This window comes from Blautia sp. MCC269 (genome assembly GCF_018785655.1).
Classification (GTDB): domain Bacteria; phylum Bacillota; class Clostridia; order Lachnospirales; family Lachnospiraceae; genus Blautia_A.
On the sequence record NZ_WQQE01000008.1, the window covers coordinates 187,024 to 206,300 of the forward strand.

Below are 19,277 nucleotides of genomic sequence, written 5' to 3' on the forward strand. Positions count from 1 at the left end.
GTATTATTACCTCAATAAATCAATAAAACTTTCATATATTAAGAGAAGAAAAGCCTTTTCATATGCCTTATAAGCACAATGAAAAGGCTTTTTGTCAAAGTTTTACTCCTGGTCCAGAGAACCTTTCTTTGCAATGGTCTTCGTATAAGCCAGGATCAGAAGTCCACCTACTACAGCTCCGGTAATTGTGTTGGAAACTGCTGCAAACGCACCCTGTGCAAATACTTTATTTGCAGGTTCTGCATAGATCAGAATGTCAAGTACAGGAGCCACAACGACCCATCCGATCACATGTGCAACCACATTTGCGATTACAAAAATCGTTACTTTTCCTTTACCGAACTCACCTTCCTGAACATTCAGCTTCTTCGCAAAAACACCGATTACCACACCTACAAACGCAGAAGTGATAACCCAGCTCCACCACGGGCTTCCGCCCCAGGACAGATCTACCAGTGTGTGACCGATGAATCCGATCAGTCCACCTGCAACCGGTCCGTACATTGCTGCCAGCAGAGCCAGTACTGCATACTGAAGGCTGATGTTCGTATTCGGTACCGGACTTGGGATTGCCACAAAACGTCCGAGCACGAAAAACAGAGCCGCACCAATACCGATGGCTACAACATTTTTAATGCCGTTATTGTTGTTCATAGTCTCTTCCTCCCTCAGTTTCTCACACTGTCTTCATCACAAGCCACAGTGCGGACTCGCCGTGCAGACACATGAGAATTTCTGCTTCATTTATGAAACACGCATAGTATACGACTTTTCTGAAGAAGTTGTCAATGGACAGACGCTTTGTCTTTACGATTTACCACATAAATTCCCACACAGACAAGGAACAGTGCGATCAGGCTTCCCAGATTAAATGCCTGGCGTACTTCTCCCAGGACCAGTGCAGACAAAATTACGCTGAACAGAGGATTTACAAAGCCAAAGATTGCAACCCTGGATACATCATTCCATGCAAGCAGCACTGACCACAGTGTATAAGCCACGGCAGAAACCATTGCAAGATAAAAAATAATTCCAATCCCGGCAGCATTTACCACTCCCAGATGTCCGCCCATTATTTTTCCGATAAGAAACAGAACAATTCCACCCATAGTAAACTGTGTTCCGCTGAGTATTACCGGTGACACTTTTCTGGAAAAAATATTGATCAGTACTGTAGACATTCCATAAGAAAACTGCGCGATCAGGATAAATCCTTCTCCCGTGAGTTTAAATCCTGCATCCAGGGAATTTCCCATCAGGTTGATCACAACAACGCCTGCAAAACCCAGGATACATCCGATCATCTTTCTTCCTGTCATACGCTCCTTACGGAAAATAAAACAGGATAACAGAATCGCGATAAAGTTTCCAAGGCCTGTGATGATCGCACCTTTTACTCCGGAAGTATGCGCCACTCCGATATAAAAGAAGAAATACTGACACACCGTCTGCGCCAGGCAAACCGGTACTGCATATTTCAGGATCGTCCGGTCCGGGATCATCACTTTCCGTTCACTGATGGACGCAAAGATCAGTACCAGAATCCCTGCCAGTGCAAAACGCACTCCCGCAAAAACGATCTGGCTTGCGGTATCTGCAGAATCCACCTGCATCAGACGATATCCTGTCTTGATCAGCGGGATCGCACTTCCCCAGAGAAGACAGCAGACACAGGCAAGTGCCGCCACCACCCAGGTTTTTGTCAACGTTGTTTTTGTTTGTTTCATTTGTTTATTCTCTCTTTCCCAAAACTTCTTCCATCTGACTTAAGATGGATTTTATTTCATTTATTGCACTGATACTGACGTCACGGAAATCAATCTTTTTCTCTTTTCCACGAAATTTCGCTTCATAAGTTCTGGCTTTCTCTTCATCTTTATCCTTATATCTGGCTTTTCCGATCAGCCAGGCACTGGAATCCGCATGGTCCGGATATTCCGTATTTCCCTGGATCAGAAAATCCTTCGAAGTTTCTGTCAGTGCTGTTTTCAGTTTTTCTGCTTTATTCAGAAATTCTTCGGTTACCTGTGGATAATGTTCTTTTATATAGAAGAGATTTTTGTGAATACAGGTGGCACTTTTTTCCATCAGTTTCCGTTCTTCCGGATTCTTAAAATTATCATATTCCCCTGGCTTCACTTCCCAGCCACGGATAGACTTACTCAGTTCCATCAGCCAGTACACATGTCGTGAAACATCTTCCGGGAACATGAAATAGGTAGAAAATTCATGATCGATCATCGGCGCAAGGCTGATAATCTCTCCCTCTTTATCACAGAGAAAAGCTACATTCTCATAATGATAATTCTGGTCTCCCTTCAGAACAGAGATCAGTACCTGCATAGCAAGCTGTTCTGCCAGATCTTCGTGTTTCTGGAAAAATTCCGATTCAAAGATGTCCCGATAATCGTAAAACATCTGGCAGTAGTTTACATAATTATCTATGTCAACTTTTTTATCCGGATATTTCCGGAAAAACTCCAGAAGATTCAGAAGGGACTCTCCCTCCTTATATGCCACAGGAACTGCGGTTCCATAATCGAGATATTTCTCATTTACCGCCTCATAACCCTCACAGATCGCCAGCTCATACTGTGGCGCAGGCATGAAATATTCATTAATGACCGTTGACCAGAATACCTCTGCATAAGCATATAGTGGTGTGGAAAATGGCTTGGATTTCGTCAGTGGTTTAAAGATCATATTCCCTGGAAATATGGGGAAATGCTTTTCCCCGCTTACCACACCTACGGCTTCCGCTTTAAGGTTTCCGATGCGGTCTTTGTATTGATAATGTGTAACTTTATAACACATAGCAGTCATATCGTATTGCTTTCCCCTTCAATGTATAAGATGGTTCCCGGCCGGCAAGGCATTCACTTTTCAGCGGACGTTTGACGATGATCTTATCTGGATTCGCCTTGATCGCTGCATCAAAAAGATCCGTTTCCTCAGAGCAAGGTGGTTCCAGTTTCTGGATCAGCTGAAGTTTCTTATTGATCAGGCTGGATTTCTGCCTTGCCGGGAACATAGGGTCCAGATAGATCACGTCCACCGGATCAAGAAGTTTTGACATACATTCCACACTGTTTCCTTCGATCACTTTCATACGACTGGCAATGTCTTTCAGATCTATATTTTTCTTCGCACGGCGAATGGCATCTTTCAGAAGAGCTGCAATCACCGGATTCTGCTCATACAAAGTCACCTCATATCCCTGAGCTGCCAGAAGAAAAGCATCTTCTCCCATTCCGGCTGTGGCATCAATGGCCTTCCTGCCCTCTTTATCAGACTTGGCAGCTTTCACCAGCATCTCATGCTGCAGCCGTCCATTGGTCACTCTGTGCAGCATAGACTCTACGAAATTACCCTGATAGGTCAAACCAAATCCCGACAGAGATACCCCTTTAGAATCAAACCGGACAGTAAGATAATCCCCCGGCTTATCCTGAATCGGCGCATCCGTCCTCCTGGCAAAAGACTCTGCCTGATCCCTTTGTCCACCCTTTCCAAGGCAGACTACGATTTTATTGTTCATTTTTGTTGTTCTCACTTCCATGGTTGTTTGTGGTAATCCTGAAGATATAAGTATAACATAGTATTACCAAAACATCGTATCATTTTTTTGAGAATGTCACATCATTTCTTAATGTTCCTCTTCCATCATTGCTTCAATCCATGCCTTTTTTGCATCCAATGCATTTGCTACCGCAATTTCAACAGTTTCACCGCAGGTAATGCACCCTGGCAAATCAGGATAAAAAGCCACAAATCCTCCCTCTTCCTTATCTTCTATAATTTCCATACGATAGGGCATTTCCATATAATCATTCATCGTTTTCATTTTTATTCTCGGTCTCACTTTCGACTATTTGTCTTACCAGCTGGTAGATCGCTATTCCGTCTTTTCGGCCATTTCAACTCACAGCCTCTCAAGGAAGCTGACATAAAAAGAAAGTAAAAATCCTATATACAACGTTTTCTTTTTTCACTCTTGTAATATCTGATCTTTTCGTTTATAATAACCATTGGTTAGTATTGTTCTATATATTATCATAACCGTTGGTTAATATCAAGAGGTGAATTTTATGAATTTTTGTCCGGAAAGGCTGATCCAGCTTCGAACGTCCCTGAATATCAATAAAGCAGAAGCCGCACGCCAGCTGAATATTTCGGCTATGGCATACGGCCGTTACGAACGTGGAGAGCGTGAGCCCTCCTACCAATCTGCATGTTTTATCGCACAGACTTTTCATTGTAATGTAGATTTTTTATATGGAATATCTGACCAGATGGAAGCCGATCAGATCATCATCTCCCGTTCCGAATCACCGGAACTGTATGAACTGGTACAGACGATGCAGACAGACCAGGAACTGAGAAGCAGGATTTTTACTTATGTCAGGGAACTTTCATACAAAAAAACTGAGGAACTGTCCTGTAAATAGAACGGTTCCTCTGATATATTTTTCTTATATAGGGAAAATATCCATTATAAATATAGAAAATAACTCCCTTCTTCTGCCTGATTTATTCCCAGTCACTTCTCCGTTTTTTGTAGTCCTCATCAATCTGCCTTTTCCAGCTTTCATCAATACGCGCATCATTTCTGAATACAGAAATCGCTTCTCCGATCACCTGGTAATTCAGCATAGTTCCTCTGCTGTCACAATTATAATTTACCGCTCTGTCTTCACTGATGCCAAATCTTCCTGCCGTTTGTACCGCATCTATGTTTGCTCCCAGAAAAAGGAACTCCCAGCCATATCTGGATTTCTGACGCTCGATCATTCCTTTCACCTTTTTGGCACTGTAATAACGACTGGCATTTTCTTCCCCGTCTGTTATGATAACAAATAATGTACGCTCCGGCACATCCTCCATTCTGGCATATTTATGTACATTTCCAATATGATGGATTGCCCCTCCGACAGCATCCAGAAGTGCAGTACATCCTCCCACAAAATACTCTTTTTCTGTTAAGGGCCTGATCTTCTCTAAATCTACCCTGTCATGAAGAACTTCTGCCGTATTATCAAAAAGCACCGTAGAAACCAACACAGAACCTTTTTCTTTTTTCTGCTTTTCGATCATGGAATTAAATCCCCCAACCGTATCTCTCTCAAGTCCTGCCATAGAACCGCTTCTGTCAAGGATAAATACAATTTCTGTCGTCTCTTCCCTCTCGCACTCCCTGCCAAGTTCCCTATCAAACTGGTTAAGGACTTTTCTCATATTGCCCGGAATTCTCTTCCTGCATTCTTCCCGCAGCTCCTCCGGCACTCCATAAAAAGCTTCTGCAATACTACCCGCAATAGCCGCCAGAGTATCTGTATCACCACCAATAGAAACTGCATTTCTCACAGTATCTTCGAAATCCCCTGCTTCCAGAAAAGCAATGATCGCTTCCGGTACTGTTTCCTGACAACTTTCCACATGATGATAAAATGGCCTGATCTCATCCAACGTTCTGTTCAGATTGTAATGAAATTCTCCTGTTACATATTCCCGGATCTCTTCCTTTGACTTTCCATTTCGGGCAAGAAAAATACAGCTGGCCGTTGCCTCAGCACCTTTAATTCCTTCCGGATGATTATGTGTCACCTTTGCTGTTGCCCTTGCTGCTGCCCGGGTCTGTTCCAGATCCGGATATAACCATCCTGCTGCCGACACACGCATCGCAGAACCATTTCCATAGCTTCCATAAGGTTCCGGATGATCCGCCATAAGCCACTGACGAAATCTTCCGCCATACCCTGCTCTTGGATATCGTCTTCCCCATTTACGCATCTGATTCTGAACAGCATTTTCAATTGTTTCTTCATCCGCATTTATTCCGGTTTCCATTAAAGCTTCTGCCACCGCGATTGTCATTACAGAATCATCTGTAAAACGACATCCCCATGAAAACAGTTCAAAATCTTTTGTCTTATCGCCTCTGTCAAATTCAAATGGACTTCCAATAATATCTCCTAAAATCGCACCGTACATATATGCCTCCTGTCCCCGGAACCAATCCGGTAATCTTGTTTTTTTATTGTGATTTTATAATACACGGGTTTTATACCAGTATGGTCGCTGAACCGGCGACATTTTTATAAGATAGGAATAAAATATCCATTTGCACTCCACTTTGCTGCATTCAGACTCCCAGTATTTCATTTGTGTATTTAAACAAAACCGTATTCAACTGCATGATATCATACTGTCTGTCTATAAGCGCTTTCTGCACGATCAGATCCACCTTACTGCTTGGGCTGAATGCCCAGTCTGCTCTCGCCAGAAGATCTTTTGCCTGTTCCAGATTTAATTTCAGCGCAATACACAATGCCATAACTGTTTTTTTCTTCGGATGATAATGGCTGTCACACTGGATTTTTGAAAAATGCTTCCTGTCAAGATTGGCCGCTTTCCACACATCCTTATTATCCATTCCCGATCTTTCTATCAGCTCGAACAGTTTTTCATGAAAACTCGGTCCGATCTGATTCAACTGCTCCTCCAGGGACATCGCTCCCCATCCCAATGCTTCATTGGAAAAAGATGCCTCATAAAAATTTTCTTCTGGAAATCGATCCGCAGGATAACCGTTTCGATTCTCATACTCTGATCTTCTGTCCCGGCGAAATGGTTGAGAATATTCTGCCGCATAATTTTGATTCACATAATTTTCATCAATGTAAGAATCTACAACATCTACAATCTGACTGGAAAGCTGAAATGATTCTTTGTCAAATACCGCAAGAATGATATTCATCTCATGCTCAGCAAGAAATTTACTGAATGTAGAAACTGCGATCTCAAGAGCCATATCTTTCGGAAATCCATACACACCCGTTGCGATCAGCGGAAACGCGATACTTTCACAATTCAGCTCTGCTGCTTTTTTCAGAGATTTCCAGTAACAACTTTCCAGTATTTCAAATTCATGAGATTTCCCCCCCTTCCATACAGGCCCAACGGTATGGATGATATACTTTGCGGAAAGATTATACGCATCCGTTACCGCAATCTCTCCCCGACGGATTTTTCCAATCTTCCACCTTGCCCGAAGTAACTGTGATTTTCCTGCCGCCTTATAAATCGCATAATCCGTGCCACTGCCGTAAACTGGATTGGGATTCGCCGTATTTACAATGATATCCGCTGTAATTTTTGTGATGTCATTCTGTATGATCTTAAATGGCATAGCATACCTTCTTTCTGTTATTCACGTTTATGAATATAATATTTCCTGGACTAATTATCTCTTTTCTTATCATACCATAAACCGATATTTCAGCGATATCTATTTTTCTTCCGTAGTGTGCTCCTGCCCCAAGAGCTTTTTTATGTCACTGGAATATTATGAAGAAATTTCCCATAACCAAAAAGCTGAACCAGATTTTACATCTGATCCAGCCATAATAATTCTATATATTTCACGATCTCAAAATCCGGTCCTTACGCAGACTCACACAGGAACAACTGTACTTCCCAACCAGAATCAGGTACATCACGCCAACCACCAGGATTGCCATGATACCTGTTTTGAAAAACAGATGGGATAACATTGTAACGATCAGCAACAGCCCGATGGCTTTGCTCATAAAAATATAAGTCTTGTAAGAACTCTGATAGATAACTTCCTTCTCCGCCTCATCGCAGCTCTCCACCCACTGCTGATGGAATTTTCTGGAGGAAACATCTCCTCTTTTTTCCGGATGCACTGTCTGAAGCAGCTTGATATATCTGGCCTGCATGATTCCATTATAAAAGAAACAAGCTACAAACAGCCCACAGGCAATGAGAATATTAATCGCATTTTTATTACTGGATTCGATATATCCTATCTGGTATCCATTTGCAAGAAGAAAAATGCAGAGTACCTGTGAAACAGCATTGACACACTGCAGAATGGCTCCATATTTTTCCTCCTGATAGCTGACAAGATCTGCTTCCTCATCTTCCGCTGTAGCTATTCTGTCACAAACCGTTTTCAGTTTCCACAGGCAAAATTCTCCAGCCAGAATGGAAACAATATTTACTATCAGCAAACCCGGAACCAATATACTCTGAACCATCTTAGTCCACGTTGTCAGAAATGCTTCCAGATCTCCATGAAAATAATACATAAAAACACCGAAAAAGCCTCCAAGCACACCTCCAAACACCATTGCCAGAAGCATTTTCACACTGAATTTTTTAACACTTTTTGTCTTATTCTCCTGTTTCATCTTCATCCTCCTCATACATGAAAATGTCCTCTACACTTACCTGAAAGATCCTGGCGATCTTAAGCGCCAGTGTTACAGACGGTGAATAATCGCCTCTCTCAATCAGGCTGATCGTCTGCCTGGACACCCCGGCCAACTTCCCCAGCTCAGTCTGATTAATCCCCTTGCTGGAACGATATTCTTTTAGACGATTTAACAGTGGCAATTCAGGCCCTCCTTTTGCTGTTTATTTTGACAAGTTTTCTTGTCATTTCATGGTTTTATCTTAGCATTGACAACTTTACTTGTCAATATGTTTTTGACAAATATTGTTGTCATTTTTTGAGAACGAAAATAGTTTTATACATTTAATTCACAATTTCACGAGAAGGTAGCCGGCTGAAATACAGGCTATTTCAACTCACAGCCTCACAAGGAGGCTGACATGTAGTGGCTATGGTGACAATTATTATGAGGATCTCTTGATCGTTATTCTTGTTCCAGCGGGAAGCTCGGCAACGCTTCCAGCAGCTTTAAGGAAATGTGCTGCCGCATATCCTCGTCAATGACTTTTTTCACTTTGCCGCCCGGCTGCCTGATCTCCACCGTGGAAAGCTCGTCGATGTAGTCCGCATAGTGGGCCAGCACCTTTTCTGTGGCCCACTTCTCACCGGCAACGGCGGCTTTGATTGTTTCATAGTCCAGCAGCTTTTCTTGTCCGTCCATCCTGATACCCCCGTCAGATTGATTTTTTCCATGATACCATATCTGGGAGTATGGAGCCAAAGAAACCGGCGATTTTCTGCTGGTAAATTCTACGCATTTAGAGCGGCACTATGGCGGGGATAGGATAAAACACTCACATACCCCGCCGACTATGCGGGAAAAACCTTGAAATATAGGGCTTTTTAAGGCCCTAAATGCGTAGGTTGGTGCTTTGTTGCGATATGCTCCACGGTTACGGTGTATTGTTCATATTCTGTTTTCGGGAATCTTTATGAAATCTTCAAAATTGCCCGGTATGCTATCCGTAAAATCAAAGAAAGGACTTGATTATATGGATATGATTTTGAAAACGACTGACCTCTGCAAAAATTTCAAGGGGCAAATGGCGGTAAACAATGTGTCACTGAACATCCGGCGCAACTCGGTTTATGGTCTGCTGGGGCCGAATGGGGCTGGCAAATCCACGATCTTAAAAATGCTCACCGGCATTTTGCGCCCCACATCGGGAAGCATCGAGTTTGACGGCCACCCGTGGAAGCGGAATGATCTGGAGCATATCGGTGCTTTGATTGAGATGCCCCCGCTTTACGAAAATCTGACTGCATACGAAAATCTCAAAGTCAGAACTACATTGCTCGGCCTGGACGATGCACGAATTAACGAGGTATTGCAAATTGTCCAGCTCACGAATACCGGCAAGAAACGGGCCGGGCAGTTTTCTCTTGGTATGAAGCAGCGGCTTGGTATTGCTATTGCATTGCTGAACAGTCCCCAGCTTTTGATTCTGGATGAACCGACTAACGGCCTTGACCCTTTAGGGATTGAGGAACTTCGAGAGTTAATTCGCTCTTTTCCCTGCAAAGGGATTACAGTTATTTTGTCCAGCCATATTCTGTCAGAAGTCCAGCAGATTGCAGATCATGTGGGTATCATTGCTGGCGGCGTCCTTGGATATGAGGGAGAGCTTCGCGCCGGTGAAGATTTGGAACAACTCTTTATGAATGTTATTCGCAGAAATGGTAAGGAGGGATATTAAATGGAGATGGCATATATTCAGGCAGAGAACCTAAAGCATAAGAGAACTTTCACAAAAACGCTGATCGTTCTGGCCCCGTTTGTAACTGCGCTTATGAACTTTTTTGCCCCTCTTTGGTTCCAGCTCAATTCTTATAATTGGTGGTATATCCTGCTTTATCCTGGATTCCTTACGCTCACCTGTGCCTTGATTGAACAGCGGGATAATGGCAAACTAAAATATCGTGCCGTTGCTTCATTGCCTGTTTCGCAGAACAAAGTCTGGAAAGCAAAAATTGGAGTGGCCGGTATTTACTCCTGTGTGGGGAATTTCATTTTCCTGGCGCTAAATCTGTTGGGCGGTTTTGCAATATTAGTTATCAACGAAATTCCCCTGACAATCGGAATTTGGCAGGCTGCGGCCGGAACAGCTTGTATTGTCATTGCAAGCCTATGGGAAGTTCCGCTGTGCTTATGGTTATCAAAAAAAGTTGGTATCTTTGTCACGGTTATTCTTAATGCCGGACTTGGAAGCGTTTTAGGGATTTTCACGGCTACAACCTCTTTGTGGATGATCTGCCCGTATAGCTGGGTGCCGCATCTTATGATTTCCGTGTTAGGTATTTTGCCTAATGGTGAGCCGGTTGCAGATCAGAGTACGGCAATGGCATTTTGGATGATTATACTTGTATTGGTCATTTCGCTGGCCTGGTTTGCGGCGCTGTCATTTTTAACTGCAAGATGGTTTGAGAAAAAGGAGGTGGGGTAACTATGGTATCTGTGGTTCGCTGCTGGAAAGCAGAATATCAGAAGTGTAAACATAGCATTTTGCTCTATATGCACAGCATGATTCCGATTATATGTGCGGCGATTTTTGCGGGTTACTATCATATATCCAGATGGGAACTGGCAACCAAAATCAGTGCCTATCTGGAAGTGCTGGCCGTTGCGTTCCCGTTTCTGATCGGCATTATTGTGGGCCTGGTTGTTCAGATCGAAAATCAGGCCGGGCATTATCAGCTTTTGTTGGGAACAATCCCATCTCGCATGGCAACGTATATTGGTAAACTTGGTTTTCTGATGATCTGTGCTTTTGGCGCAACATTTTTAGCGTTAGGAACATTCGCTGCACTATATAGGGATGCTCCGGCAAGCCTTTACCTGAAAGCAGGGATTCTATTGTTGATTACCATGCTTCCCATTTATCTGATTCATTTGTTTGTGGGAATGAGCTTCGGAAAAGGTGCATCTATGGGATTGGGAATTGCAGGGAGTTTAATAGCTGCCCTTATGATAACAGGGCTTGGTGACGCTACATGGAAATATATTCCCTGGGCCTGGGGCGTTCGTGCTATGGATTACACTGTGCTTGCATGGGATAGCCCCCAACTGTATGCACAGGTAAAAACCGATTTTTTCAGCGGTATGATTATTTCTGTATGCTGCACTGTTTGTCTGCTGATTGCCAGTTTGGTTTGGTTTCATGGTTGGGAGGGAGGTAAAAACAGTGAATAAAAAGTGCCTGTTTGCCGTGGTAATTGTGCTTGTAAGTCTTATATGCTTATCGGCCTGCGGTGCGCTCCGCGATACCGCCGATAAAAATAAGGCGTTAAATGAATCTCTGCCGTATTATGAGCTGAACGCCGCAAACTATGATGAAATTTCATATAACGGCCTGACATATACCATAACGGATGAATGTCTTGAAATGTCAGAACTGCAAGAAGAAATCGGGCAGGTATCGAAACGCTTCAAAAATGTGGCGGGGGAAGATTTCAGTTTCGGCTACGTTTACAGTATTGTGGATGTGGATATAAGCAATGCCGTAGCTGTAAATATCAACAATGAATATCGGAAAGCTGACATTAAAAATAATGATGAGTAACCTCGACAATGTGGTATAATGGGGCGGGAGGCGATTTTTTGACCCACTTACTTGTAGTTGACGATGAAGTTTCTATCTTGGAATTGATTAAGAACAGTTTGGGGAAAGATGGATATTTGATAACAGTCTGTCAAAATGCGGATGATGTAGACATCAAAAAGCTGCATTTCTATGACCTCATTCTTTTGGATGTGATGATGCCTGGCACAGACGGGTTTGAGTTTTGCAAACAGATCAGGAATATGGTAGACTGCCCGATTCTCTTTCTGACCGCAAAGACATTAGAGGAAGATATATTGTTTGGATTGGGCATCGGTGCGGATGATTATATTACGAAACCTTTTCGTATTCAGGAGCTTCGCGCCCGTGTCGCGGCACATTTACGCAGAGAAAAAAGGGAGCATCACAGCACACTTTCATTTGAGCCTGATATAAGATTTGACCTTTCCGCAAAGGTACTGTATGTTTCAGAACAGCCGGTTCCCCTTACCAAAAGCGAGTATTCAATCTGTGAATACCTTGCGAAAAACCGGGGACAGGTTTTTACAAAAGAACAAATCTATGAAGCCGTTTTCGGGTTTGATGGAATAGGCGATAACTCTACGATCTCAACGCATATAAAAAATATTCGTGCGAAATTGGAGCATTTCAAAATAAGTCCGATCAGCACCGTATGGGGGATAGGATATAAATGGGAGTGAAAAAGAAACCTACATTGAAAATATTGTTTCGCCAGTTTGCTATCTCCCTCATTGTCATGCTGGTAGCGGCAATTATTGTCCCTTCTGGTTTGGAGGGACTTGCTGTAAATGCTGGATTAGCTACAAGAGCAAATCTAAGTGAATTGCAGGTAAAAGAGATCATTCCAACGCTGACGATTGCCCCGGATATTACAAAGGTTGTGATTCCACAGGGATGCGGCTACTTAATTCTGGACAAGAACTTTAATGAGCTTTACAGCAATATGGACGATGATGAAAAAGAAATTGCCCTGCTGTACGCAAAGGGAGAATATATTGAATATGCTACGGGGAGGCAGTTTGCACTTGTTGTCCGGGAAAACGAATTTTGCGTTTTAAGGTATTATATTGGTTCTCAATTTACAGTGTCATGGCTACCGGAATATTTTCCATCTCCTGACACGCTTGTGTTTATCCTGATGGCTGTAAATTCGCTGCTGGTCATTATCATACTGACCGCCAGATTTGCTAAGAACCTGCGTACACAACTGACCCCGCTTTTTGAAGCAACTGCGGAGGTTTCAAAGCAAAACCTTGATTTTGAAGTAGGACACGCCAAAATCAAAGAGTTTGAAGATGTCCTTGCATCTTTTTCAGATATGAAAGATAATCTGAAAATTTCGTTAGAACGGCAATGGAAAACCGAACAGACACAGAAAGAGCAAATCGCCGCGCTTGCCCATGATTTGAAAACGCCTCTGACGGTTATTCAAGGAAATGCTGATTTACTCACAGAAACAAATCTTGATGATGAGCAACGATTATACGCTGGTTACGTCGTGGAAAGCTCCGGCCAGATGCAGTCATATATTCAAACCCTGATTGATATATCACGGGCGGCGGTTGGTTATCAGCTCCATATTGAAAGTATAGACTTGCCAGCGTTCATGCAGCACTTGTTCGGTTATATGGAATCACTATGCCGGACAAAAGAAATCCGGCTGCAAATGAATACTGTTTCACTCCCTCAAATGCTGAAATTTGATAGGGTGCTGATAGAACGTGCTATTATGAATGTTATCAGTAATGGGCTGGACTACTCCCCGCAAGGCGGAACGCTTTATGTGGATGTTCAGAGTAACAACGGTTTCGTGGAAATTTCAGTCACAGACGAGGGAACGGGATTTTCTAAAGAGGCATTATGCCACGCACAGGAACGGTTCTATATGGGCGATCAAAGCCGCAATTCAAAGTTACACTTTGGTATGGGTCTATATATTACAAATTCGATTATGGAACAACATAATGGTCAGCTTATTTTAGAAAATTCAAAAGAAACCGGCGGCGCAAAGGTTACTATGAAACTTCCTTGCTGATTTTCCGATAGTGTAATGGACGTCTTTTATGTCCGTCCATTTTTCAAATCTTTATGGAATCTTCAAAAATTCCTCTTATCATGTATCTAAAGAAAAAACATCTGCCCAGCGGCAGAAAAGAAAAAAACCGCTGCTGGGCAGACCCATTTTCACGCTTAATTTATATTCACTGGTGGCGGTTTTGAGAAATCAAGGCCGCTGCTTTCTTTCTGTCATTCCCAGCAGTTAAAGGCATGGCGGCCCACGGGAGGACGCCGCCATGCTGTTTTACTATCATTATAATCTAATCCACTTCTACCGCTTAAAAAAAGCCTTGCCCCGCCACGGGAATATTCCGGCTATGAGTATGAACTATACCATGTAAGAAAACAACAAAACGCTTCAAATCGTCGCCCGGTAGGTTTACGACCTGCCGGGCGATTTTTGTCGATTTTCGCGGATTCTCATTTCCGGCAAAAAATCAGATGGAAAAGGAGGCGGTCAGCAGACCAGGGCCAGCATAGGCCCCTGACAACGGACAGGATCATCCTGCTCACTCCCCACGGAAAGGGGGTGAGAAGATGAAAGTTACCCCTGATGATTACGGGAGGCGCTGCCAGTTTGACCATTTTTGCAAGCTGGTACTGTACCATGAAGCCGTTGACTACTTCCGGGAAAGGAAGCGTCAGCGTGGCTGGGAAACATCCTTTGAAACGCTGCCGCTTTCGGAACTGGACACGCTATGCACGATAGATCAGTACCCCAGCGACAGTTTTATATTTCCGGCCTATGGCTGTGAGCTTCAGATCAGCGACGGGCTGGTGGCCGCTGCCTTTGCCAGCTTGCCCCAGCCGGGACAAAGCATCTTGATACTGCATTGTGTCCTGGAACTGACGGACGGCGAGATCGGCGCGGTGGTGGGAATGTCCCGCAGCGCCGTCCAGCGGCACAGGACTAAGACGCTGGAAACCATGAGAACAAGACTGACGGGAGGTATTGCAGAATGAAGCAGTTCTTGCTTTCCAGATCGGCATTCATTCTTTCCAACACCCGGTAAGCAAACGAAACTGATAATCCAAAGAGTTCTGCAATGTCTTCTACTGATAAATACATTTTTCTCTTACGCATGAAACCATTCCTTTCCCTCTTCCTGTGGAATCTCACAGGTATCTTCTACCCCGTAGAAACGCCTCACAAAATACTTTGTCGGAACTTTTCCTCTAAGCGTCAAATATCCCTGTTCTTCCAGCTCCTTATTCAGATTGCCAATGATCTCATAAGCCGATGTCTGTTTCACCTCCAGAAGTTCACATATATCAGCTGCCTTTAAAAATAATTTGTTCTGCATAATCAGTACCTCCTGTATTTTGAATATTTATCTCTTCATATACTCTGTACTGGCCGATGCAAAATCGGACATCATTTTCCGAAATTTAGCAAATTATTTTAATTTTACAGTTTCCATATGTGTTATCGCTGAACCATGGAGTTAATATCATTGAAAAAGGGTATAAAAAAACAGTCTGCCCTGACGGAAAATATTTCCATCAAAACAAACTGTTCTTCATATTCACACTAATTATATTTTCTGAGCATAGTTACTTTTGCGAAAATCTCAGATAACTCCGGAAAGAAAACAAAGAAAAAAAAGATTTTTTAACTCCATTTGCACTCCACCGGAACATCCAGACAGCCCGCAAAACCTTTATTTATGGGCTTTTTCGCAATTTAGTCCGCTACTCAAACTCGGCAAATCCAAAGATGTTCTTAAATATATTTGTTTAAGTTTTGTATCTTTTTCGCCGGTATTTTATTTCTGTTGCATATATTATTTTGGCTCACTGATTTTCTGTTGCCAATTTGTTGCCAGCTATATGTTAATAAATCACATCCTTTAATACAAACACACTTTACAAAATTCTTTTCCAAATTCACTTAGTTCATACATACTTTTCTTTTCCACAATATTGATTTTCTCATTTTCTTCTATATGCGGAAAATATGGCTGATGTTTCAATTCTTCATAATACTTTTCATCTACCAAAAATCGCTCGTAATATACCTCAACAATTCCCAACCTATGTAAATTATCTAAATATTCCGGAAACTTTTGTGGATATTGGCAATCAGCTTTATAACATATATCACTAAAATATGGCAATATATCACTCTCACCAGCACCATTATCCAATTTGACTCTAATCTTTATCATCGGTTGTTTATCGTCCTGGTATAAGTACTTAATCATTTTCCCTTCATCTGGGGATAATTGTTTTATTATGTCTACAAACGCTGGATGGGCATCAATAGAATCCGCATTCATAGCTGCCCCTAATAAGTTAGTAAACATCTCTCTTAATTCTTCTTTATGCGAAGTATATCTCATTGCCTCAACTACTGGAACTGCAATCATAGGATCTGGAGAAATAATCTTTTCTTTTTCTATTTTTCTTTTTTCAAAATATTCAGGTATCGCAACATCTAAGTAATCTGCGATTTTATCATACCCCCATACTAATGCAGATATTGGTGCTAACGCTAATTTAGTTACCCCTTGCAATCCCTGTCCTACTGTACTTAACGCAGGATGTGCCAAATCATTATATATATCCTTAACTGGTAATTGCTTTGCTATTTCTCCACCAAATGTTTCTTTTTTATCCATATCGCAGATTTCTCCTTCTTTATCAATTACAGTCATGGTAACAATACATCTATAAAATTGTACTATAAAAAATCATTCAGTCACCTATGAATATCTATCACATAAAATCAATTTATGCTATTCACTTTTCATATATGTTGTCCTGACATACCGATTTTTATTTTCATACATTGACACTCCATTATAACTGCATTAAAAACTTTCACAATCATTATTTTGAATACACTGCATCATTTCTGGAAAGAAGATACACACAGTATTGATTCATGCTGATTCCTTCTCTCTGAGAATGTTCTGCCAGTGATCTGTGCAAGCTTCGTGGAATTCTCAATTTAAACTGTCCGGAATAATCTTCCAAACTGTCTGGTTTATGAATCTCTACACCGTCTTCCAATGCAGCTTCAATCCATGCTTTTTTTGCATCCAATGCATTTGCTACCGCACTCTCCACTGTCTCACCACAAGTAATACAACCAGGCAAATCCGGATAAGAAACTACAAATCCGCCTTCATCTTTATCTTCCACGATTTCCATACGATAGGACATTGCCATATAATCATTCAGCGTCTTCATCATTCTTCGCCTCACTTTCTACAATCTGCCTTACCATTTCTACATATACTTTCTTGATTGGTTCATGCTTTGGTATTGTAATTGGCATACACCCTTGCTTTCTGAAAGTGTAATGACTGCTTCCACTTCTTGGTGCATTCATTTCATATCCGTAGCTTTCCAATACCTTCCGTAACTCATCAAACCGGAGGTCTTTCGATAAATTGCATATACGTGTTATCAGTTTATCCCATTTTGACATTTGTTATACCTCCTATCTATATTATATGTGGTGTCGTATATGGTGTCAATATTTTATTGTCTATTCCAAAATATTTCATTTGCTCGCATAAAATAATATAAAACATACCTATGTCAATGTTTCTTTGAGCTATCAACATTCTGTTCTAATTTGTTACTTCTGTTTTCCACTCATCTTCTGACAACTCCATTACATTGACCAACTGTTTGCAGAAATTATATATATGACTTGCACTTAAATTTGATTCATAATAATATTCATTGCACAACTCTTTAGGTCTTCTAAAAATTTTTGCATTTTTTCCAACGAGCGATGGATAATCCGTTTCTATGTTTTCAAGCTTATCCGGGGCTAAATCAGATACAACTTTCAATGTATACATTAAAACATCTGCCCATGTCTTTACATTAAATTCTTGTCCAAGAACTACTAACGAATAAGGTTTTGTTCCAGTTACACTTGACAGATCGCTACTATTGATTGTTTCACCAAAATATGGATATATTTTCATCAATTTACTTGCAAGAATACCTGCTCTTTGTTTTATTTCTATATCGCTCCATTTTTCAACCGTTGAAAAATACTTATTCATCTCTAAATGAGATTCATTGTATATTTCACGCTTTCTTTTAAAACTATCATTTGACAATTCTGAATTATACGCCGTAAGCGTTAAATTTCCCAGCGTGTTTAAGTATAATTCATGGGTTTGTTCACAATCATCACCTAAATGTATTTTCCATTCGTCAGAAAGTGTTTGTGGCATAACATGCTCTATTGTCATATTATCTAAGCTGCTTATTTCTTTATGTTTAAAAGATTGTTCTATCCGTTCTAATATAATTTTAGTTTTCTTTACTCGATCACCATTCCCATAAAGTTTTGCAGTCTTTAAACATTCCCTAAAATCATAGTCCTTAGGATAATTTTTCGCCTGTAATGCTTTTTTTAATTTTAATAAATATGAATCCTCTTCAATTTTTTGCATTTGGGAAAAAATCGGTGGGAATATTTTATTCAATTGATTAGATGGAACGCCACATACAAATCTTCTTATAATGTAATTTTCAATAACAAATAACATCTGTACCAGTTCTTTCGCTTCAATTATCTTTTGTTTATACAGACTATATAAATTCAGCAATAATGGATACGATGTTGAAATATCTAATTCCTTTAAAACTATCAATTCATTTCTTATTTCTATATTATCTTCTTTTTCTGGATGTAAAAAAATATCATACATTTCTGAATATATGCATAGCCTTTCCAGATATTCTTCTGCACCTTCATTATCAATCTGTTCTTTTAAAACATTATAGACGTCACCCGTATTAATATACTCACCTCCCATCATTAAATAATGCCGTACAAATTCAGGAATTGACTCACCTAATCGATCTTGCATAGGTTTCCATTTTTCTCTGTATACTTCCTCTTGCTTTTCTATATGTATGCTCATAAAAACATAATTTCGAATTAAATCCGCAACCGATAAAGGTTTTCCTTTATGATTCAAACTCTCAAAAACAAGATATGGATTGTCTGATGAGTCTAATACAATACTTACTATAGATAGCTTTGTTGTAATTATATTTTTCATACGATCCAAATCAATATTTAATGCCAATTTTTTTCTAAAAAAATTATATGCATTCCACATTTCATGTTCAATTTTCACTTCCGGATTTGAACTAATGCTTTTAAAAACGTCTCGGTCAATTTGCGTTGGTAAAATTTTATAATAATCATTTCCCTTTTTATATGGATTTACCAAATATATATTCTTAATTTCTTCATATTTTTCTATTTGTCCACTTTCTTTATACAAATCACCCATTGCCATTAAAATTAAATATAATCTATAAATGAGCAAATCCAAAATATTGCACAAAAGAAAGACACCCTCTGTAGAAGGATGTATAATTGAAGTACCAACAAA

The 19,277-nt window shown here is 40.9% G+C and carries 22 protein-coding genes and 1 pseudogene; 8 read left to right on the top strand and 15 right to left on the bottom strand.

All coding sequences use genetic code 11. From position 1 onward, the window contains the following. Positions 1 to 102 precede the first annotated feature (102 nt). The 5 genes and pseudogenes from GPK88_RS02935 to GPK88_RS02955 form a co-directional block, all read right to left on the bottom strand. Positions 103 to 654, bottom strand: coding sequence for an ECF-type riboflavin transporter substrate-binding protein (locus GPK88_RS02935; protein ID WP_173762721.1), 552 nt, complete (start codon positions 652 to 654; stop codon positions 103 to 105). 131 nt (positions 655 to 785) lie between these two features. Beyond that, positions 786 to 1,727 carry a DMT family transporter gene (locus GPK88_RS02940; protein ID WP_173762720.1) on the bottom strand — a complete coding sequence of 314 codons (942 nt, stop codon included), beginning with the start codon at positions 1,725 to 1,727 and terminating at the stop codon, positions 786 to 788. A gap of 4 nt (positions 1,728 to 1,731) precedes the next feature. After that, on the bottom strand, positions 1,732 to 2,823 hold the full coding sequence (locus GPK88_RS18790; protein WP_243278931.1) for a hypothetical protein: 1,092 nt from the start codon (positions 2,821 to 2,823) through the stop codon (positions 1,732 to 1,734). After that, positions 2,804 to 3,538, bottom strand: a complete 735-nt coding sequence (locus GPK88_RS02950) for a class I SAM-dependent methyltransferase (protein ID WP_173762719.1) — start codon at positions 3,536 to 3,538, stop codon at positions 2,804 to 2,806. Before GPK88_RS02950 ends, GPK88_RS18790 begins: the two co-directional genes overlap by 20 nt. Before the next feature lie 117 nt (positions 3,539 to 3,655). After that, positions 3,656 to 3,844: pseudogene (locus GPK88_RS02955) on the bottom strand (type II toxin-antitoxin system HicB family antitoxin); the annotation flags it as partial. A 244-nt stretch (positions 3,845 to 4,088) separates the two neighbouring features. Here GPK88_RS02955 and GPK88_RS02960 point away from each other — a divergent pair. Then, positions 4,089 to 4,448, top strand: coding sequence for a helix-turn-helix domain-containing protein (locus tag GPK88_RS02960; RefSeq protein WP_021977433.1), 360 nt, complete (start codon positions 4,089 to 4,091; stop codon positions 4,446 to 4,448). 82 nt (positions 4,449 to 4,530) lie between these two features. Here the strand turns inward: GPK88_RS02960 and GPK88_RS19895 are convergent, their stop codons facing one another. From GPK88_RS19895 to GPK88_RS02985, 5 genes are all read right to left on the bottom strand, one after another. Beyond that, the gene (locus GPK88_RS19895) at positions 4,531 to 5,991 is read right to left on the bottom strand and encodes an ADP-ribosylglycohydrolase family protein (protein ID WP_021977432.1); all 1,461 of its coding nucleotides are present in this window, start codon (positions 5,989 to 5,991) and stop codon (positions 4,531 to 4,533) included. A gap of 151 nt (positions 5,992 to 6,142) precedes the next feature. Then, on the bottom strand, positions 6,143 to 7,189 hold the full coding sequence (locus tag GPK88_RS02970; RefSeq protein WP_021977431.1) for a macro domain-containing protein: 1,047 nt from the start codon (positions 7,187 to 7,189) through the stop codon (positions 6,143 to 6,145). 232 nt (positions 7,190 to 7,421) lie between these two features. Next, positions 7,422 to 8,216 (bottom strand): DUF3169 family protein, encoded by a 795-nt coding sequence (locus tag GPK88_RS02975; RefSeq protein ID WP_173762717.1) that lies wholly within the window; start codon positions 8,214 to 8,216, stop codon positions 7,422 to 7,424. Next, positions 8,200 to 8,421 carry a helix-turn-helix transcriptional regulator gene (locus tag GPK88_RS02980; RefSeq protein ID WP_173762716.1) on the bottom strand — a complete coding sequence of 74 codons (222 nt, stop codon included), beginning with the start codon at positions 8,419 to 8,421 and terminating at the stop codon, positions 8,200 to 8,202. The genes GPK88_RS02975 and GPK88_RS02980 overlap by 17 nt, the downstream gene beginning before the upstream one ends. 263 nt (positions 8,422 to 8,684) lie before the next feature. Further along, positions 8,685 to 8,921, bottom strand: coding sequence for a helix-turn-helix domain-containing protein (locus tag GPK88_RS02985; protein WP_118064609.1), 237 nt, complete (start codon positions 8,919 to 8,921; stop codon positions 8,685 to 8,687). Positions 8,922 to 9,252: 331 nt separating this feature from the next. Here GPK88_RS02985 and GPK88_RS02990 point away from each other — a divergent pair, with 331 nt between their 5' ends. From GPK88_RS02990 to GPK88_RS03020, 7 genes are all read left to right on the top strand, one after another. Beyond that, positions 9,253 to 9,957: a lantibiotic protection ABC transporter ATP-binding protein gene (locus tag GPK88_RS02990; RefSeq protein WP_173762739.1), complete on the top strand. Its 705-nt coding sequence runs from the start codon at positions 9,253 to 9,255 to the stop codon at positions 9,955 to 9,957. After that, positions 9,958 to 10,704, top strand: a complete 747-nt coding sequence (locus tag GPK88_RS02995) for a lantibiotic immunity ABC transporter MutE/EpiE family permease subunit (protein WP_008705323.1) — start codon at positions 9,958 to 9,960, stop codon at positions 10,702 to 10,704. 2 nt (positions 10,705 to 10,706) lie between these two features. Continuing rightward, positions 10,707 to 11,450, top strand: a complete 744-nt coding sequence (locus GPK88_RS03000) for a lantibiotic immunity ABC transporter MutG family permease subunit (protein ID WP_025580193.1) — start codon at positions 10,707 to 10,709, stop codon at positions 11,448 to 11,450. Beyond that, on the top strand, positions 11,443 to 11,820 hold the full coding sequence (locus GPK88_RS03005) for a NisI/SpaI family lantibiotic immunity lipoprotein (RefSeq protein ID WP_025580194.1): 378 nt from the start codon (positions 11,443 to 11,445) through the stop codon (positions 11,818 to 11,820). Before GPK88_RS03000 ends, GPK88_RS03005 begins: the two co-directional genes overlap by 8 nt. A gap of 38 nt (positions 11,821 to 11,858) precedes the next feature. Next, positions 11,859 to 12,521 (top strand): response regulator transcription factor, encoded by a 663-nt coding sequence (locus GPK88_RS03010; protein ID WP_055056575.1) that lies wholly within the window; start codon positions 11,859 to 11,861, stop codon positions 12,519 to 12,521. Beyond that, a complete protein-coding gene (locus GPK88_RS03015; RefSeq protein WP_118071896.1) occupies positions 12,512 to 13,876 on the top strand; it encodes a sensor histidine kinase in 1,365 nt (454 codons plus the stop codon). Before GPK88_RS03010 ends, GPK88_RS03015 begins: the two co-directional genes overlap by 10 nt. Positions 13,877 to 14,436: 560 nt before the next feature. Continuing rightward, entirely contained in the window at positions 14,437 to 14,862 is a 426-nt protein-coding gene (locus GPK88_RS03020) for a sigma-70 family RNA polymerase sigma factor (protein WP_118510262.1), read from the top strand. 113 nt (positions 14,863 to 14,975) lie between these two features. On the opposite strand, the gene GPK88_RS03025 is transcribed toward GPK88_RS03020, so the two are convergent. The 5 genes from GPK88_RS03025 to GPK88_RS03045 form a co-directional block, all read right to left on the bottom strand. Continuing rightward, positions 14,976 to 15,203 (bottom strand): DNA-binding protein, encoded by a 228-nt coding sequence (locus GPK88_RS03025; RefSeq protein ID WP_118263272.1) that lies wholly within the window; start codon positions 15,201 to 15,203, stop codon positions 14,976 to 14,978. A 546-nt stretch (positions 15,204 to 15,749) separates the two neighbouring features. Next, positions 15,750 to 16,520, bottom strand: coding sequence for a DUF4393 domain-containing protein (locus tag GPK88_RS03030; protein WP_158578868.1), 771 nt, complete (start codon positions 16,518 to 16,520; stop codon positions 15,750 to 15,752). A gap of 211 nt (positions 16,521 to 16,731) precedes the next feature. Beyond that, positions 16,732 to 17,094 carry a type II toxin-antitoxin system HicB family antitoxin gene (locus tag GPK88_RS03035; RefSeq protein ID WP_118595533.1) on the bottom strand — a complete coding sequence of 121 codons (363 nt, stop codon included), beginning with the start codon at positions 17,092 to 17,094 and terminating at the stop codon, positions 16,732 to 16,734. After that, complete coding sequence (locus GPK88_RS03040) at positions 17,078 to 17,335, bottom strand: type II toxin-antitoxin system HicA family toxin (RefSeq protein WP_055054195.1); 258 nt, start codon at positions 17,333 to 17,335, stop codon at positions 17,078 to 17,080. Before GPK88_RS03040 ends, GPK88_RS03035 begins: the two co-directional genes overlap by 17 nt. A 145-nt stretch (positions 17,336 to 17,480) precedes the next feature. Beyond that, positions 17,481 to 19,277 (bottom strand): HNH endonuclease family protein (locus GPK88_RS03045; RefSeq protein WP_215707511.1); only part of this gene is annotated, 1,797 nt, incomplete at its 5' end.

Excerpts from the sequence above, each read along its gene's own strand:
- GPK88_RS02995 (WP_008705323.1), top strand. The coding sequence starts at position 9,958 with ATGGAGATGGCATATATTCAGGCAGAGAACCTAAAGCATAAGAGAACT.
- GPK88_RS03030 (WP_158578868.1), bottom strand. The coding sequence starts at position 16,520 with ATGGATAAAAAAGAAACATTTGGTGGAGAAATAGCAAAGCAATTACCA.
- GPK88_RS02985 (WP_118064609.1), bottom strand. The coding sequence starts at position 8,921 with ATGGACGGACAAGAAAAGCTGCTGGACTATGAAACAATCAAAGCCGCC.
- GPK88_RS02940 (WP_173762720.1), bottom strand. The coding sequence starts at position 1,727 with ATGAAACAAACAAAAACAACGTTGACAAAAACCTGGGTGGTGGCGGCA.
- GPK88_RS03020 (WP_118510262.1), top strand. The coding sequence starts at position 14,437 with ATGAAAGTTACCCCTGATGATTACGGGAGGCGCTGCCAGTTTGACCAT.
- GPK88_RS02950 (WP_173762719.1), bottom strand. The coding sequence starts at position 3,538 with ATGAACAATAAAATCGTAGTCTGCCTTGGAAAGGGTGGACAAAGGGAT.
- GPK88_RS02935 (WP_173762721.1), bottom strand. The coding sequence starts at position 654 with ATGAACAACAATAACGGCATTAAAAATGTTGTAGCCATCGGTATTGGT.
- GPK88_RS03025 (WP_118263272.1), bottom strand. The coding sequence starts at position 15,203 with ATGCAGAACAAATTATTTTTAAAGGCAGCTGATATATGTGAACTTCTG.
- GPK88_RS02970 (WP_021977431.1), bottom strand. The coding sequence starts at position 7,189 with ATGCCATTTAAGATCATACAGAATGACATCACAAAAATTACAGCGGAT.
- GPK88_RS03040 (WP_055054195.1), bottom strand. The coding sequence starts at position 17,335 with ATGTCAAAATGGGATAAACTGATAACACGTATATGCAATTTATCGAAA.
- GPK88_RS02960 (WP_021977433.1), top strand. The coding sequence starts at position 4,089 with ATGAATTTTTGTCCGGAAAGGCTGATCCAGCTTCGAACGTCCCTGAAT.
- GPK88_RS03000 (WP_025580193.1), top strand. The coding sequence starts at position 10,707 with ATGGTATCTGTGGTTCGCTGCTGGAAAGCAGAATATCAGAAGTGTAAA.
- GPK88_RS18790 (WP_243278931.1), bottom strand. The coding sequence starts at position 2,823 with ATGACTGCTATGTGTTATAAAGTTACACATTATCAATACAAAGACCGC.
- GPK88_RS03035 (WP_118595533.1), bottom strand. The coding sequence starts at position 17,094 with ATGAAGACGCTGAATGATTATATGGCAATGTCCTATCGTATGGAAATC.
- GPK88_RS19895 (WP_021977432.1), bottom strand. The coding sequence starts at position 5,991 with ATGTACGGTGCGATTTTAGGAGATATTATTGGAAGTCCATTTGAATTT.
- GPK88_RS02975 (WP_173762717.1), bottom strand. The coding sequence starts at position 8,216 with ATGAAACAGGAGAATAAGACAAAAAGTGTTAAAAAATTCAGTGTGAAA.
- GPK88_RS03015 (WP_118071896.1), top strand. The coding sequence starts at position 12,512 with ATGGGAGTGAAAAAGAAACCTACATTGAAAATATTGTTTCGCCAGTTT.
- GPK88_RS02990 (WP_173762739.1), top strand. The coding sequence starts at position 9,253 with ATGGATATGATTTTGAAAACGACTGACCTCTGCAAAAATTTCAAGGGG.